This is a genomic window from Marinomonas sp. ATLA20 (genome assembly GCF_057180105.1).
This window is the reverse complement of the sequence record NZ_JBXUKU010000005.1, coordinates 317399-334228: the sequence shown is the minus strand read 5'-3', so window position 1 is coordinate 334228 and position 16830 is coordinate 317399. Positions and strand designations below refer to the sequence as shown.

General features: G+C 41.0%; 17 protein-coding genes. 5 read left to right on the top strand and 12 right to left on the bottom strand.

Annotated features, from left to right (window positions below; all coding sequences use genetic code 11):
* Positions 1-150 precede the first annotated feature (150 nt).
* From hemN to AC2A4J_RS11220, 3 genes are read left to right on the top strand one after another with little or no spacing between them, the layout of a single operon-like run.
* Positions 151-1521 (top strand): oxygen-independent coproporphyrinogen III oxidase, encoded by a 1371-nt coding sequence (gene hemN, locus AC2A4J_RS11230; protein ID WP_484176058.1) that lies wholly within the window; start codon positions 151-153, stop codon positions 1519-1521.
* Positions 1522-1542: 21 nt separating this feature from the next.
* A complete protein-coding gene (gene fnr, locus AC2A4J_RS11225; protein WP_484176057.1) occupies positions 1543-2304 on the top strand; it encodes a fumarate/nitrate reduction transcriptional regulator Fnr in 762 nt (253 codons plus the stop codon).
* Between the two features lie 24 nt (positions 2305-2328).
* Entirely contained in the window at positions 2329-2871 is a 543-nt protein-coding gene (locus tag AC2A4J_RS11220) for an adenine phosphoribosyltransferase (RefSeq protein ID WP_484176056.1), read from the top strand.
* A gap of 59 nt (positions 2872-2930) precedes the next feature.
* On the opposite strand, the gene AC2A4J_RS11215 is transcribed toward AC2A4J_RS11220, so the two are convergent.
* From AC2A4J_RS11215 to AC2A4J_RS11200, 4 genes are all read right to left on the bottom strand, one after another.
* Positions 2931-3494 carry a YfaZ family outer membrane protein gene (locus AC2A4J_RS11215; protein WP_484176055.1) on the bottom strand — a complete coding sequence of 188 codons (564 nt, stop codon included), beginning with the start codon at positions 3492-3494 and terminating at the stop codon, positions 2931-2933.
* A 10-nt stretch (positions 3495-3504) separates the two neighbouring features.
* The gene (gene ttcA, locus AC2A4J_RS11210) at positions 3505-4344 is read right to left on the bottom strand and encodes a tRNA 2-thiocytidine(32) synthetase TtcA (RefSeq protein ID WP_255829202.1); all 840 of its coding nucleotides are present in this window, start codon (positions 4342-4344) and stop codon (positions 3505-3507) included.
* A 120-nt stretch (positions 4345-4464) separates the two neighbouring features.
* On the bottom strand, positions 4465-4989 hold the full coding sequence (locus tag AC2A4J_RS11205) for a SprT family zinc-dependent metalloprotease (RefSeq protein WP_484176054.1): 525 nt from the start codon (positions 4987-4989) through the stop codon (positions 4465-4467).
* Positions 4980-6746: a RecQ family ATP-dependent DNA helicase gene (locus AC2A4J_RS11200; RefSeq protein ID WP_484176053.1), complete on the bottom strand. Its 1767-nt coding sequence runs from the start codon at positions 6744-6746 to the stop codon at positions 4980-4982. Before AC2A4J_RS11200 ends, AC2A4J_RS11205 begins: the two co-directional genes overlap by 10 nt.
* A 96-nt stretch (positions 6747-6842) precedes the next feature.
* Here AC2A4J_RS11200 and AC2A4J_RS11195 point away from each other — a divergent pair, with 96 nt between their 5' ends.
* Entirely contained in the window at positions 6843-7490 is a 648-nt protein-coding gene (locus AC2A4J_RS11195; RefSeq protein ID WP_255829199.1) for a UPF0149 family protein, read from the top strand.
* Between the two features lie 28 nt (positions 7491-7518).
* Here the strand turns inward: AC2A4J_RS11195 and AC2A4J_RS11190 are convergent, their stop codons facing one another.
* The 7 genes from AC2A4J_RS11190 to AC2A4J_RS11160 are packed head-to-tail and all read right to left on the bottom strand — an operon-like array spanning position 7519 to position 15243.
* A complete protein-coding gene (locus AC2A4J_RS11190) occupies positions 7519-8673 on the bottom strand; it encodes a SpoIIE family protein phosphatase (RefSeq protein WP_484176052.1) in 1155 nt (384 codons plus the stop codon).
* Between the two features lie 11 nt (positions 8674-8684).
* Positions 8685-8987 (bottom strand): STAS domain-containing protein, encoded by a 303-nt coding sequence (locus AC2A4J_RS11185; RefSeq protein WP_255829197.1) that lies wholly within the window; start codon positions 8985-8987, stop codon positions 8685-8687.
* Positions 8988-9014: 27 nt separating this feature from the next.
* The gene (locus AC2A4J_RS11180) at positions 9015-9320 is read right to left on the bottom strand and encodes a BolA family protein (protein WP_484176051.1); all 306 of its coding nucleotides are present in this window, start codon (positions 9318-9320) and stop codon (positions 9015-9017) included.
* Positions 9321-9331: 11 nt separating this feature from the next.
* On the bottom strand, positions 9332-12748 hold the full coding sequence (locus AC2A4J_RS11175) for an SbcC/MukB-like Walker B domain-containing protein (RefSeq protein WP_484176050.1): 3417 nt from the start codon (positions 12746-12748) through the stop codon (positions 9332-9334).
* 9 nt (positions 12749-12757) lie between these two features.
* Complete coding sequence (locus AC2A4J_RS11170; protein ID WP_255829194.1) at positions 12758-13405, bottom strand: DUF4194 domain-containing protein; 648 nt, start codon at positions 13403-13405, stop codon at positions 12758-12760.
* Positions 13405-14796 (bottom strand): Wadjet anti-phage system protein JetA family protein, encoded by a 1392-nt coding sequence (locus AC2A4J_RS11165; protein WP_255829193.1) that lies wholly within the window; start codon positions 14794-14796, stop codon positions 13405-13407. The genes AC2A4J_RS11170 and AC2A4J_RS11165 overlap by 1 nt, the downstream gene beginning before the upstream one ends.
* A 39-nt stretch (positions 14797-14835) precedes the next feature.
* Complete coding sequence (locus AC2A4J_RS11160) at positions 14836-15243, bottom strand: sirohydrochlorin chelatase (RefSeq protein WP_484176049.1); 408 nt, start codon at positions 15241-15243, stop codon at positions 14836-14838.
* Positions 15244-15410: 167 nt separating this feature from the next.
* Between AC2A4J_RS11160 and AC2A4J_RS11155 the strand changes: the two genes are divergently transcribed.
* Complete coding sequence (locus tag AC2A4J_RS11155; RefSeq protein WP_484176048.1) at positions 15411-16292, top strand: TIGR01777 family oxidoreductase; 882 nt, start codon at positions 15411-15413, stop codon at positions 16290-16292.
* A 20-nt stretch (positions 16293-16312) separates the two neighbouring features.
* Here the strand turns inward: AC2A4J_RS11155 and AC2A4J_RS11150 are convergent, their stop codons facing one another.
* Complete coding sequence (locus AC2A4J_RS11150) at positions 16313-16828, bottom strand: DNA topoisomerase family protein (protein WP_255829190.1); 516 nt, start codon at positions 16826-16828, stop codon at positions 16313-16315.
* Positions 16829-16830 lie beyond the last annotated feature (2 nt).

Here is a 16830-nt window from a genome sequence, read left to right as displayed (position 1 = left end):
TTGGAACCTTAGTTAGTACCTTGCTAAAAGACTATTGGCACTAAAGCAATGCAAGGTTTTTCCTGCAGTTTGCTAAGTATTGATCTGTGTCAGCTAATACTCTGTCACTAAAGGGTAAACTCCTATTAGAAATTTTAATAGGAACGCATCATGATTTGGGATTCTTCACTTATCGCTAAGTACGATTTATCCGGGCCCCGCTATACTTCTTATCCGACAGCGCCTCAGTTTGACTCTGGCATCAGTAAAATTGCACTGATTGATAAGATGTTAATGCCTTCTGAGGCTCCCCTTAGCCTGTATTTTCATATTCCGTTTTGCGCTCACCTTTGTTACTACTGTGCATGCAATAAAATTGTCACCAAACAGTACGAAAAAGGCGCAGAGTACGTAGAACTACTAGGTGAAGAGATGAGATTACGTAGTCTCATGCTGGATCATACAAAAGAAGTAACACAGTTACATTTTGGTGGTGGCACGCCGACTTTTCTGACTGAGGCGTTAATTGATGTCTTGTTTGATAATATTCAGCAAAATTTTAATTTAATTAATGACGGGACACAAGATTACAGCATCGAAATTGACCCAAGAGAAATTAGCCGATCTAAACTAAAATTATTAACTGAAAAAGGCATTAATCGGATCAGTATTGGTGTTCAGGATTTTGATACAAAAGTTCAAGAAGCCATTCACCGCGTACAGCCTATTGAAATGGTGTCCGACCTTGTCGAATATTCTCGCGATCTGGGCATCAAATCGATTAATTTCGATCTGATTTATGGCTTACCTTATCAATCTATTGAAGGCTTTAAAGAGACATTGGCTCATGTGGTTGAACTGTCTCCAGAGCGAATTTCTCTTTTTAACTATGCCCACTTACCTGATCGATTCCGCGCCCAGCGACGAATTTCAGATGACAGTTTGCCGATATCCAGCATAAAGTTAGACCTTCTAAAAATGAGTATCGAGTACCTGATTTCAGCCGGATATGATTATATCGGCATGGATCATTTCGCCAAACCTAACGACAGCTTAGCAATTGCGCAGAAGCAAGGTAAGCTACAGCGTAACTTTCAAGGCTATACAACTCATGCAGGTACAGATTTGGTTGCGTTTGGCGTCTCTGCCATAAGCGATTTAAATGGAGTCTACATTCAAAACCATACCGATTTATCCGCTTATAGAGCAAGTATTGAAAAGGGACAATTAGCCATCGCTAAAGGGTATATTAGTAATCTTGATGATAGAATTCGACATCAGGTTATAATGACGCTAATCTCACAATTTGAACTTAACACAGCCGTCATTGAGAAAAAGTATAATATTCACTTCTTTGACTATTTTTCTGATGAGGTTGAAGCTCTTGCTCCTATACTGGAAGATGGGATGCTAGAAATTAATCTTAGTGGAATGCAGACCACTATTCAGGTTACAGAGCGTGGTAGATTATTAATTCGCTGTATTTGTATGGCTTTTGATAAATATCTTAACGGCACTATAAAATATTCAAAAGTCATATAAGTCGGGATCAGGGAGATAAACATGTCAATGACACACACACAATCACGGTTCAACAGTACGCTTACCTCACAATGTCAAAACTGTAGCTTGAGCGCTCTTTGCCTGCCAATTGCGTTGGCGGATGAGGATATCAATAGATTAGACCAGATTATTGAACGAAAAAAACCCCTTAAGAAGGGGGAGTTTTTGTTTCGACAAGGTGAAGCGTTTGATTCTGTTTACGCAGTGCGCTCAGGAACCCTAAAAACCTTTAACATTACGTCTGTTGGAGAAGAGCAAATTACTGGCTTTTACTGTCCTAGTGAATTGGTAGGTCTGAGTGGTATTGACTCCAATATTTACCCTGTCTCAGCAAAAGCATTAGAAACAACCACGGTATGCGAGATTCCATTTAGCCATCTTGAAGAGTTGTCTTCACAGATACCATCATTAAAGCATCAACTATTTAAAGTGATGAGTCGTAAAATATCGGATGATCAACAAATGATGGTTTTGTTAGGAAAAAAGAATGCAGATGAAAAAGTAGCTTCTTTCTTATTAAATCTATCTAACCGATTCAAAAAACGTGGGTACTCAGCAAGCTCTTTTCGTCTATCCATGTCTCGTGGTGAAATTGGTAATTACCTAGGCCTTGCTGTAGAAACGGTCAGCCGTGTTATTACTCGTTTCCAGAAAAATGAGCTTATACATGTTGAGGGTAAGGAAATTGAGATAATTGATTTCCCAGAAATTCAAAAACTCGTTGGGGTTGCTAGTGATTGTGGTAAAATCGCGCGCATTTGAATCATAAAATGAGGCTATACTGTAATGCTCTACGACGATTTTTACGTTAAATCACTAATTCAAACAATAGAAGACTGGCCAAAAGAAGGCATTAGCTTTAGGGATATCACCCCTATTTTTAGCGATCCTAAAGGCATGAGAATGGTTGTAGATGCTTACGTGCATCGTTATATTGCAACTGATATCACTCATATAGCCTGTATTGATGCTCGCGGTTTTTTGATCGCAGCCGTACTTGCTTACGAGCTACAAAAACCACTGATTTTAGTACGCAAAAAAGGCAAACTTCCTGGTAAGACTATTTCGCAGAAATACGCTCTAGAATATGGTGAAGCTGAGTTAGAAATTCAAGAAGGCGCAGTGAAAGCTGGTGATGAAGTGCTATTGTTTGATGACTTGATCGCTACTGGCGGCACTCTATTAGCCGCTATCAAGCTATTAACGAGCCAAGGTGCAAATATTAAAGAAGTGGCAGCCATTATAGATTTACCTGATCTAGGTGGAAGCCAGAAGTTGAGAGACAGTGATGTACCTGTATTCAGCTTATGCGCTTATGATGGCGAATGATTTTTGTCAGTTAAATAAAAAAAGGTGGCAAAGCCACCTTTTTTTATTTATCAAATAGATTAAAAATCTACAGTGGCACCTACGGAAAGGCCTTTGCTACTTTCTTTACGGAACCCATCATCATATACAGTGACATTTCTGCCGTAGCTAATATAAGCTCGAGCATTTCGCATGGTCATATATTCTGCTCGGAATTCGTAAGTGTACATGTGGTCTAGGTTTGTAAAAGACAGCACTTCAGGTGAATAATATACTGAGCCGTAAATACTAACTCGGTTCGCTTGAGGTATTGTGTAACGGTACCAGCCACCTAATGCAAGCGCTATAGATAAGTCATCCTCTTCATCCAAGTTCGCATCAATCGCATATAATCGAGCACCAATACCAACCTGTAAAGGACCACTAGTATCTGAATCTTGCACACTTAAACCCAAATGAGCCGTAGAGGTACTTTCATCTTTATCATGGGTGATACCAGCATCTACACCAAAACTGCCCATCTCTAAGTTCACATCACCTTTTACAGTGTCATTTGTTAAGCTAACACCAGCAGTAGAGGCGCTAACGACAGACGAGCCAAAAATGCAGGCGGTTAGTAGTAACGTTTTATGTGTAAGATTCATTTCTATTACCCTATAGTGAAATAATATTTAATCGGTCAAAAGCCGCAGGTTCCTGCTTTAAGCCTTTAAAGTCAAATAAGTTTGTGTCTGCTAAGTGTGAGGGAACAATGTTTTGCATAGCAGAGAACATGGTTTCTGTTCTCCCAGGAAACTCCTTCTCCCACTTTTGCAACATGTCTTTCACGACTTGTCTTTGTAAATTTTCTTGTGAACCACAAAGATTGCATGGAATGATTGGATATTCCTTCATTGTCGCAAACGCTTCAATATCTTCTTCTTTGCAGTAAGCCAATGGTCGAATAACAACGTGCTTTCCGTCGTCACTCAACAATTTAGGCGGCATGGATTTTAGTTTCCCACCAAAAAACATGTTTAAAAATAACGTCTCCAAAATGTCATCTCGGTGGTGACCAAGGGCAATTTTGGTGGCCCCAATTTCTTCAGCAAAACCATATAAAGAACCACGGCGTAGGCGTGAACACAACCCACATGTCGTTTTCCCTTCAGGAACGATTTCTTTTACAATGCTGTAAGTATCTCGTTCTAGAATGTGAAAATCCACACCAAGCTCTTCTAGGTATGCAGGTAAAATATGCTCCGGAAAGCCAGGTTGCTTTTGGTCTAGATTCACAGCAATAATACTGAAGCTTATCGGTGCACTTGCCTGCAGATTTCGCAAAATCTCAAGCATAGTATAAGAATCTTTACCTCCTGATAAACACACCATAACTTTATCGCCATCCTCAATCATATTGAAATCAGCAATAGCTTGGCCCGTTAATCTGCGAAGGCGTTTTTGGAGCTTATTAAGCTCTAATTTTTCTTTAGGTCGATTAGATAAATCCATCATATACACGCTGTAAACAAAACGCGTCTATATTACTATAAGGATGCATCTATCGCATCAAAAATGGATGTTATAAGGCAAAAGTGCATAAAAAATCATTTTTTAGCGTTGCTTTAAAGGGCGTTACTTATTTTTGCTAACAAATTGTAATGTGGAACGACAATCTTTGCAGATGTACTCAACGCCTCTTTGGGCTCTTGTATGACGTTGTTTAGTAAATTGATGTTTTTGACAGGCGCAATGGTATTCATAAGATTGCTTTTGAGGGGGCACCTCAAAAGAATGGGTTCTGCTAGGTGAAATTCCGTATACTTTAAGCATAACCGCTTTCCACTCCTTGCCATGAGGTTTTACCGTATTGCCATAGATCTGAAAAACGATGATGTGTGCAACTTCATGAGGGACAACAGTATCTAAGAACTCAACAGGGTTTTGATGGTACATAAAATGATTAAAACGCAGTTCATTTTTTTGCAAGTGGGCGGTACCTGCTGCCCGACCTCTTTGCTTCAAATTACACGTTGAGCGTTTAAATTTATTGCCAAAAAAAGCATCCGCTTTATCAAAACACTCATTTGCCTTTTGAATAACGAGGCTCAACACATCTTCTTCATGACTTACGTTTGTCTGCTGCGAACTTAAGGGCATAGAGTGTCAGCCTCTTCGGGATCAACATCATGGATGAGTTTAATGAGTGTATCAGCAAAATCTGCCACTTTATCTTTTGATAAGCCAGTTAGACGGCTTAATGAAGCGACAGATTTTGGTTTATGTAAACAAATTAACCTAAGCTGAGTTTCACTAAGATCTGTTTTGTCATGACTGTACTTCCAAGCCAAAACCTTATGCCAATTAAGACTGTCTACTGCAAGCTGCTCTTCTTGAAGAGTCGGGTAATAGTGTTCACTAGGGATAATAATTTGGTTTTTCCCTTGCAGTACGCTTCGTGATTTCTCGTTGATTTGTACAGTAAAAATACTTGAAGGACCAAGTGTAATGTAATCATAAGCAATTAAATGCCTAATAACCGATTTCCACTGAACTTCACTCAGCTCTTTTCCTTTACCAAATAAAGCCAGCGATTGAGCGCTAATAGCAGAAACAGATTTGGTTTTTTTACCTAGCAAAACTTGAATAAGCAGTGAAAAAGGTTGTAGCCCTTTAGTGTGGTAAATCAAAGACAAAAGCTTTTGGCTAGCCGTCGTCATATTTTGTTCAGACTTGCTTGATAGACACCTATCACAATGCTGGCAAGCTGGAATACTTTCATCAAAATGCGCTAGCAAATTTTGCCTTCTACAGCCTCGTCCTTCTAAAATACGAAATAAACTGCTCAAATGCTGTAGCTCGCTTTCTGCAGATAAAGGCTGCAGAGCTGCCAATTGTTGCGCTTGCAGCATATCTTGTAAGCCGTAGAGTAAAAGAGATTTAGCCGGTTTTCCATCACGCCCTGCACGTCCCACTTCCTGAAAATAGGACTCTGGACTGCTAGGCAAATCTAAATGAACCACAAACCTGACATGGGCAACATCAATCCCCATTCCATATGCGGTGGTCGCCACCATAATCGTGCCTTGTTGTTCAGAAAAAATCTTATGATTCTTCTGTTTGTCTTCTTCTAACATGGCGGCATGGTAGCTCAAACTTGGCAAGCCAAGATCGCTTAACCAAAAGGAAAGCTCTTCGGTTTTTTTTCGTGAGCGACAATAAATTATGCCAGTTTCACCGGGGACCTCATGATGCAAAAAATACAAAATTTGTTGCTTGGCTTTTCTTTTTTGCGCAATTTGAATTTTAATATTGGTGCGGTCGAAGCTATTACGTAATACCAAGCAATTGTTAAGTTGCAATGACCCTTGAATCGTTGTCATGGTTTTTTGATCAACGGTGCCAGTTAAAGCAATAATAGGAACGTCAGGAAATGAAGATTTTAGTTGCCCAAGTTGACTGTACTCTGGTCGAAAAAAACTCCCCCACTGTGAAATGCAATGGGCTTCATCAATAGCGAATAGTGAAATATCAAAGCTGTGAAGAAAACCTATAACCGATGGTTGAACCAGTTTTTCTGGAGATAAATACAGTAAGTCAATATGCTGATGTCGCAAAGCCCAAACCAAGTCATCTTGTTCTCCAGGGTTCAAAGTAGAGTTCAGGAACTTGGCTCTAATGCCTTTTTTGTTCAACTCTTGTACCTGCTGGGACATAAGAGACAGCAACGGACTGACAATGACGGCAACACCATTTCGCATCAATCCAGCGGCTTGATAGGCCAAAGACTTACCGCCGCCAGTAGGTGCAGCAAGTAAAACGTCCTGTCCTGCGCATAAGGCATCGATCGCCTCCTCTTGCAAAGGGCGATATTCAGAGTAGCCTAAACGTGAAAGTGTGAGCGTCTTTAAATTCATTTGCGAATTATCCCTTAACACAGCACTTTCTGCATCGATTTTTCGCCTTCTTTTAGCTAGAATCACTCACTTAATTTGTATTAGGGAAACATTTGCATGGCACACCAACCTCTTGATGATCTTGAGTTAGAGACGTTAGAAAATTTTTTGGAGTCGGATCAAGTTCATGAAGAATGCCAGAACTTCGTTATGGCTCATGGCTTCTTGACCGCACTATCTATTTGCCCTGCTTTGACAGCGGAAGATAAATGGCTACCCGTTATTTTTGAAGAAACACCGCAATTCGAGAATGAAAAACAAGAAAAGCAAATTCTTCAGTACCTATCTCGTCTTTTTGTTGATATTCAAAAAGAGTTAGAATCCGAAGATGGCTTTATGGTGCCTTGTGAGCTTGAAATGGGTTCATCACCGGAAGAACTCAGTGAACTGCAAGAATGGGCCACCGGTTTTATGGAAGGCGTATTTATGACAGAAAGTCACTGGTTTGAGGCTGAAAAAGAAGAAGTTGTTGCTGAGCTGCTTCTGCCTATTATGGTTGCTTCAGATTTGTTTGATGATGAAGAAGTTGTGCAAATCCGCCAAAGTGAAAAACTAACCGCTTCATGCATTGCGCAAATTCCAGAAGTAGTAACTGATTTATTCTTGGTGCTCCGCACAGAGCCTGAAAAGCGCCCATTCCCAAAAGCTCAACCTAAAACGAAGTCAAAGAGCAATAACAAGAAAAAAAGCGGTAAAAAATCTTAGCCTGAAGCCTGAATACCTTGCTTGCATATCATGATGGCAAGCAAGAACTTCTTAGGGCAACAAGAGTTATATCATCTAGTTGCTCTGATTCTCCCTGATAATCAGCGAGTTTTATTTCTATATTTTGTTGTGCAACTATTAAATTTTCTTCGCCGTATACACATGAGATGAGCGTTTTAACTTGATCTTCACCAAGCATCTCATCACGGCAGTTCTTTAGTTCCAAAACCCCATCAGACACAATAACTAACGTATCCCCCTTAGCTAAGTGATTACTCTGCAGATCGGCCTCAAACTCCCTCACCGAAAGGATACCTAACGGCATATGGCTAGATTGTAAGTAATCAAGCTCCCCACTGACCCGTCTAATAAGAGCATTAGGCATACCTCCGCCCCAATAAGTGATGTCACCTCGTTGTGTCATTAAGATTAGATAACCCGCACAAAACATATAATCAGGTAAAATGCTAACAAGAATTTTATTAATACGCGCAGCTAATTCATTCACACTGATAACATCATCTGCAGCATCAAAAAAAGTTTGCATAACAGGCAAAGCACCAATTGAAGCGGGCAAGCCATGACCCGTAAAATCCCCTACAAATACAAGACGTGCGCCGTCAGAGCGTGTTTTTACCAAGGCTAGATCGCCATTAAAACTGGCAGCAGATAATCTAGTGATTGCGACTTGTTCAGAGTTCTTTTCACTACGTGTTTGAATGTGATCAAGAACATGATGAGCCATCTCATGCTCACGCTCTATCATGGTTTGATAGTAGGTTAGTGCTTTATTTTTTCGATACATTTCTTTCATTAACTCGACATGCCGCATATGCGTTTTAAGTCGGATATTGAAAAGTACCTCATTAAATGGCTTAGGAATGAAGTCGTCAGCACCCGCCTTAAAGCACTTATCCATAATTGAATCTGCGGTATGGGACGCGAGAAAAATCATTGGAACAAAACGGCTACCCGATAAAGTTTTGAGTTTTTGAACCAAATCATAACCACTGCCACCCTTAACAATAACATCAAGCGTGACAATGTCTGGAGTGTCGTTTTCGAAAGCAAGAATGGCCTCATCAAAGGTAGCCACACTGTTGACGGTTACGCCTTCTTTTTCAGCGCATAAAGAAATAATTTCGCGATAAACGGGTTCACTGTCTACGCATAATAACTTCATTTATTTAGCCTTTATCGGATATCAAAACGTTTATCAAAACGCGAGATCATGAGGATATTTTTAATAAAAGCATTGGCACCAGTTAATTGAATATTACTGCCCTCATCAACACCATTGCGCATACTTAATAGCATACCAAGAGCGGCACTATCTAAATACTCAACCATGCTCATATCAACCACATACGTTTTATAACACTTAGTGAGATCTGAATAAGCAGCTCGAAACTCATTAAACAAAGAGAAGTCAAAGCTACCAACAATAGTGATTGTAGCGGTATCTTTTGGATCATTAACGGTGATAGAAATACTCATATGCTAATCGAGTTAGGGTTGTTGCCCCTACTCGCCTCCATGGCATTTTGGCGATGAAGGGGCAAGCGCGTTGCGCTCACTCCATTCTTTTATTGAGTATAGATGCATAGCAAGAGCATGTATCTTTGTCATCTCATCTTGCAAAACGCCGTAAACAAGCTGATGACGCTGGACCAACCTCTTACCTTCGAACGCATCACTCACTAGAACGAGTTTAAAATGCGACTCACTTCCTTTCGGTACATTATGCATATAACTCTCATTTTCGAGAGTCATATGATGCACATCCAATTCTTCATTTATGCGTTGATCTATTTGATTTTGTACGATCATATTATTCTCAGTTACGCTGGAGTTGCTAGGCTATCAGATTGACCATTCAGTAGTACCTGACCTTTTTCTTTCGGATAAGCCACGTCGATAGACACCGCACCACCTTCTCGCCATACACTGATAACCGTATCCATATTCGCGGCCATAACGGCACGTTTATCATCTGGCGCTGCCGCAATAACTTGCAGACCAATGTCTTTCATAAAGCCCATACAAGTTGACGTTTTTACCATGTCTATTTTGTTGAAAGCCTCATCGAACATTGCCAATGAGAAGCCACCAACGATCTCGCCTTCCATGGTTTCATGTAAGCGATAAGTTGTAGACAAGGCTGCAGCAATGGCCAAATAGAACGGAATCTGGTGCTCACCACCTGAACCAGTCTGAATACGTTGACTGAGGGTCGTCTTCTTATTCCCTTCAGCATCTAAGATATCAACTTCAAAGTTATAAAACTTACGATAATCTGCCAGATCCTGCTGCTTTTCATCATCAGAAATTAGCTCTTGAATCGATGCAATTGCACGAATGTGATCAGGATCATCGCTTAAATGCGGATCAAATAGACCACCTACGTTAGCTTGGTCCTGAGCACTGAAACGCTCAACAAGATCTAATATATCTTTCATATCACCATTTGGGTAATAGCGGAACTGATAGATTTCTTGGTTAAATGGACGGCGTTTCAAGCTATGGTTGAGTTCACGAATAATGTGTGCGACTTGATCAAGAGAGTCCTTCAATTTAGAAACATAGTCCGAACGGAACGTTTCCTCGGCTTCTTTTCGAGCTAACTCAGCACGTTTAGCGTATTTCGCCAATTCCGTTTCACTCAAAACATCTATTTGATAAGTCACATAGTGCTCAAACTCTTCAAACTTAGATTCTAAATAATCTAACTGAACATCATTATCTAAATTCGCATGATGATATTTGCCATAATGATCGGCTACTTCTTTACGAACCTTCTGATCAAAACTACGTGCTTTTTCACTGGCTTTGTCCGCTCGGCTAATGGCCTCTTTATAAATAGCAGCACCGTTTACCATACTGCTTTCTAATAACGCATATCGCTCGCTAGCAAATTCAGCGTCGTACTTTGGATTCGATGTTAGGCGATTACGCTCTTCATCAAGCGCAGACAATGCTGAGCTTAATTGACTCTTTTGCGTATTCAGTGCGCCAAACTGTTCCGCAATTTGTTGACGTTCGCGATCCAATTTTTTCTGATCTAACTCGACGTTGGCGATGCGAGATTTAAGTTCTTCGATACGCTCTTGCAGCTCAGTATCATCATGTTTTTGTAGCTGAGAAATTTCTGCTTCAACTGACTCTAACTCTTGCGTTAAACGGGTGATGGTATGGCTAGCATTACCGATGCTTTCAGCATCAAATTGGTTATTAGCCATCACTCGACCAAGTAAGGAGTCTGCCTGCTCAAGACGTTGGTCCGCCTTGAGGAAATTCATTAGCTCACCACTTAAGTTGGCAAGTTGTTTCTCGCGCGACTCTCGCATACCTTCAGTATTAATACCCACCATCATGTGTGGTACAAAGCGAATAGTAGAAATCGTACCAGCAAGCTTTAACATGCCATCGGCTGTCATTGCGCTGTCTTCGCGAAGCAACTCACGTTCTGTGTCTACCGGTTTAATTCCACCCAAACGACGGTTTAGGTAAGCTTGAGCGTGATCATTATTACAACGAATAAAACGCAAGGCAGAATTATGATCGCCACGATTTAACCATAGTCGAGTCTGTGTGGTATCGATAACACGACAGCCCATTAACTGGCGTCTATGAGCACGGAAGATTCGAATTGCTTCTTCAGCATCTTCAGGCTCAACAATCAGAGCTTCGCGTTGAGCACCAAGGTAGCCTTCAATGGCATCTTGCCATTTTCTGTCTGTTACTTCAGCAAGATGGCTAAGTGGTGTCGCGGTAATACTGGCGTCTTTTAATAACGCAATCAGGCGTTTTGTATTCTGTGAAAGAGGGCTAACACCTCCTTTCAGGGAGGAGACATCTGATTCAAGCTGTTTACATTCGTCTTTTAAATTTAGAATCGTACGGTTCAATTCCGAACGCTGACCAAATACCTGTGACTTTTCTTTGTCTAAAATGTCATTTAAGGCCGCTAATTTCTGCGTCAAAGGTTTAAGGTTGCCTTCTACTCGCCCTTCTTCCGTGATCAAACCATGGAGAGCCGAGAACTCATTTATTAAGGCAATAGTTTCTTTCGACAGCAGATCTTCAAAGGAATTGAGCGCAGACAATAACAAGGTTAACTGACGGACTTGCAGAATGGCCTTTTGGTCTTGCTGGCCTTGCAGAGTAAGTAGCTTTTTATTTTGCTCAAGCTGCTGTAGCTTTAAACCAACATCCGAATGTTCGTACTGTTGTTCAAAGCGCAGCAACTGTCCTTGCAGTTGTTTTAATAAGCTGGCTTGAGTTGCGAGTTGTTCTTCAATTTCCTCTTCACGTTCTTTTTGCAGCTCGTATTGATCTTGAATGTCATCTTGTTTGCTGCCTAACTCGTCGAAACGTGCTTCTGTCGCTATCCAGTGATAGTTAATAGCGCTTTGCTCTTGTTGATGCTTTTTCTCACAGTCTTGCTGAATGAGTTTTAAATCATCAATACGCTTGGATACTTCAAGCGTTTTGGCTTCTAGGTGACGATATTCATTGAGAGATTTTTGATAAGCGCCCACTTGTAAAGGTGCTTCTGCCAAAACAAAATCTTGCACAAAGCGAGTTGGTGATGCGATAGGTACAAACTTCAACGCATTTTTGAAGTTTTTAAGGAAGCTGTCCAAAGTGATTAAATGATCTGGACTTGGACTTAATTCTTCAAGATAGCGATTAATGTATTGAGTTGCAGAGGCACTGCCCGACTTGATGTAAGGGTCTAGGCACACTTTCTTCATTGTTTCGCGAACTTCAATCCAAGGCTTAGCCTTATAGCTACTGCCTTCCATTGCATCGATGAAGTCGGACTTTCTGGCACCAAAGTTTGATAACACAAACCGTCCAAGTACATCTTCTTCCGGGGAGGCTAAGGATGCACTTAATGATAAGCCTACAGTTGATTCCTTGCCTGTGATGGTGTCCTCGAACACCAATGCAAGATAGCTTGTTGCATCTTGTCTGGGTTGCGTGCCAAACGTTTTTGTATTTGCTTGGCCAGAATCTATCATCCCCAGTATGTAAGAACGAATACTACGACCGCTGGCTTTACCGTCGTTTGCACTCGCGTTGTAATTCAAATGACGTTTGCTAGCCCCTGTCAATACGGTTTGAATCGCATCTAGCAAAGAGGATTTACCAGAACCTGTTGGTCCGATAATGGCAGTGTTGCCGCGTATATTAATTTCTTCTGCACCAAGCAGGTACCAATTTACTAATACGATTCGATTTAACTTTTTCATATTTTGGTCCTAGTCTTGATTAGTTTCTTGCGTTGTTTCTGTTTCAACATCTGAGTCAGCAATTTCATCTTCATCTGGGTCTGTGCCATTGAATGACTCTAATTGTCTTAGATAGGCTTCGGTTACGATCAATCTCACAACAGGAGTGATATTAATCATTTGGTTCTTACTGTCTTCTTCATAGGTTTTGCCGCGAATAACAATCCCATGACGACTAAACAAGGCCAAGATGTCTTTAAAACGTGTTTCATTGGGGATTTCACGTTTAACCAACTGAACGAATCTGTCTAGTATGGTGTGGGTATTGGTAGCCACAAAGCCATTATCCACTTCGAAGTTTTCAATTTTTTCTTCGTAAATTTGGCGTAGAACCAATAAGAATAATGTCTCGTCTGTTTTTAAACGCACAAAGGCTTCTTTTTGAACGGGTAAAACCCCCGCTAAACGCTCATTTTCGTTTATGTAGAGAGTCATACCCAACGCATCAAAAAGGTTAGCGAAGTAGTCCTGATAGGATTCTAAAAGAAGGTAATGCTTACGTTGGCCATGTTTGTAGGCGCTGGCAAATTGGTTTGCAATCACAAAGTTTGCGGTCTGTTGGAATTCTTGAGCGTCTTTGCCGGACTCTTCAACGACTTTTTTTAATTCTCTAAGCATTACGCTTTGCTCCTACGCACTACAGTAAATTCGCGACATTCAACGAAGTTGTGCACATCCAAATATTGATTAGTAAACTGTACTTCAAATGAATCTTCTATTTTCTTCGCACTTACACCAAGAGATCCGACATAACGTAAATGATCAAAGCAAACAAAGTCTTCTACTGATTCGATGGTAAAATCCAGAATATGCTTACTCTCACCTAAAGCAATCTGAGTATCTAAATAATGTTGCATCTTAGGAATTGTCACTTGGCGAGCTTCATGGAAGCGACGTTGCTGATCACGAAGTTTAATGGCATCAGCCGACACTTCTGATGGTGTCATGACACGAGGCGGTGGTGGCTCACGACGTTTTGTTGGTTGCGCAGCTGAGGCCATACCAACAAAACGAGAACCAATAACTTGTTTTAAGATAGGCAGCTTGTCGTATTTCGCCACATCAGTAATGATGCCGGCCACTTTATTGGCCATGCCCGGCCGTGAACTGTCCATGTAACGCGCCGTATCGGCCGCTCGTTTTTCCAAACGATAGCGGTATTCATCAATGCGCTCTAAGCGTTGCTCTATGTTACTGAAGGTCTGAATGATATCTCGACAGTCTTTTTCAACCATAGCTTGAGCTTCTGCCATGGTAATCAATTGTTGATCAACATAACATTGAGCAACCTGCCCCATGGTCTCAGGATTACTCAAAAATTCCTGAGTTAACTCAAGAATCTGGCGTCTAAATCGAAATGGGTTGTTACTGGTTTTGATCGTTTTGTAGTCGGCAATTAAAATACCTTCGACAAACAAATCAAAGAATCCTGCCACGATTGCTTTCGGGTCGCGGCTAGCAAATAATTCTCGCTGCAAGCTGCGAATACCAAGCAAAATCTGATTTAAATGCGCAGAGAAATCTCTAGAAGCTTCAGCAGACTGACGTAAAGTTACACCGCGTTCTTTTGGGTGCTTGGCTACCGATTCTAGGTTACTAAGTATACTTAATACAGTAGCACCATAGTTACGTTTACCATGACGGCTGATTTCGACTAAGGAGCGCAGCAACATAGAAATCTGCGGAGTCATTAACACGCTAACACGATACAGTTCTTGCTCTTCGACCAGCCACCCAGTATTGACTAAGCGGTGGTATATTCTTAGCGCATAGTCATGAATGGTTTTTGGTGAATCGAAGGATTCTTTTTGATCATCATGCCAAGCAAGCGTATCCAATTTGTGTAAGGTGTCTTCAATCGACTCAATGATTGTCGATTTATCTTTTATTGGGTCTTCTGCATGATCATAAAAAACATCGGCAAGGTCATTTAATACCGCCTCAATTAATGCTCTATTGGAGCCGCTTAAAGCCTGAAATATTTCATCAGGTAAGTGTCTAAATAGCATTCATCCGGCTCCATGAATTAACGAAAACTAATGGCATTTTTAAACCTTACCTAAATGATTGGCAACGACCGCCTGCATAGCCTGTTTTACTAATGCATCGTCTCCAATTGGCGGTAGCAATTCTATTTGAAGCTCATCAGTTTGCAATGACTCTATTTGGGCTGGTACATCATGTCTTAGATGACGGCCAACCGCTAAAAATAGTGGCAACACAGCTAGGGTACGAACTTCTTTGTCCAATTTAGCGACAACATCTTCCAAAGAAGGAGATGTAAGTTCCATATAAGCCAAACTCACATTGTTTTTACCATACGTTTGAGACACTTGATTATAAAGTGATTCGAATGGCTCTTTCCAAAGGGGGTCAGGGCTTCCATGTGCAAGAAGTATGATGTGATCGTATTCTTTGCGTAGCATTTTGATACCTAATGTTTCTCGATTCCCCATTTTAGCCATCCTATGTCAGAAAAAGAAGGTGCAGAGTAAAAAAGCTTCAAATCTTCTGATGAAACAGGACAAATTTTAGATTATTCACTAGATTTAGGAAGTTATTGATCCTATTTCCTTTTTTATACGTAATACTGTAGCTATCGCAACACATGGAGCATTTTAAAGTGAAGATTTTGTTATCAGGAGCCACCGGCTTTATTGGCCAACATTTGCTTAAAACGTTACTAAAAGGTAACCATCAAGTTTACGCCCTTGTTAGACAAGTGGACAAACGTCTAGATAGTAAAGTTAAGCAACTGACTTTGGAATCACTCGTTGAATTAGATGAACAGTTAGATATTTTCATCAACCTCGCGGGTGAAAACATTGCGAGCCAACCATGGACCAATAAACGTAAGCAGACCTTATTTGAAAGCCGAGTGTCCTTAACAAATAACATAAAACAGTCCTTGAAGTACTCACCTAGAACGGTCATATCTATGTCTGCGGTTGGTTACTACGGTGTAGCAAGGCATGATGTTTTTTATGAGAATACGCCACCCAAAACAGGCTTCGCTCATGATTTGTGTGCGGCTTGGGAAGACGCTGCGAATGCATTTTCAACGGATAACACACGAGTCGTTATATTCCGATTAGGGGTTGTGTTAGGGACAGGTGGAGCACTTGGTAAAATGCGATTGCCTTTTTTGTGCGGACTAGGTGGGCCAATTGCAGGTGGCAAGCAATGGTTTTCATGGATTCATATTGACGATGTAGTGAAGGCAATTAACCACGCCATTTCCGATCCATCTTATGTAGGAACCTTTAATTTAGTGGCTCCGCAATTGATTGAGCAAAAACGTTTTGCGCAATCTTACGCTGCAGTATTAAATCGCCCAGCGATTCTTCCGACACCGAAATGGATGCTAAATCTTATTTTTGGCGAGATGGCTTCTTTATTAACTGAGGGAGCAAAAATTGTACCGCAGAGGTTAGAGAAGCAAGGTTTTGAATTCCAGTATAGCAACATAGATAAAGCCCTGTTAGATATTGAAAAGCGTCGTTAATTGAAGACGGAAAATCAGTTTCAACGCTTCTTTTTTAACACCGGCAAGCCTTTTTCATCATTTAGAGTGTTGGTGCAGACAGGGTAAGTTATACAGCCCCAAAAGTAGCCGTTTTTGCTTTTCTTTCTAACTAAATAGTGACCGCAAGCGCGACAAGGATATTTTTTCGTGCTTGAGGGAATGCCATTATCGTCTTCCACGGTGACTTTGCATTCAGGGTAATTAGAGCACCCCCAAAAAACATTATCTTTAAACGTCTTTCTTCTAAGTGGGGACTGACAAGCAGGACAAAGGTAGCGCTTAGCCCTTACGGGCTTGCCGTTTTCATTATTCGCAGTATAGCTGCATACAGGATAAGACTCGCAGCCCCAGAAAGCACCATTCGCGCCTTCTTTTAAAATCAGCAGGCTTTCGCATTTTGGGCAGCGATACCGAACCTTAGCCGATTTAATGTGAGCATCATCACCCTGTTCCAAGAACTCTTGTTCCCAGTTGCTAGAAGGTGATGCTAGTTTCTTACTGTCTTTTTCCTGCACAG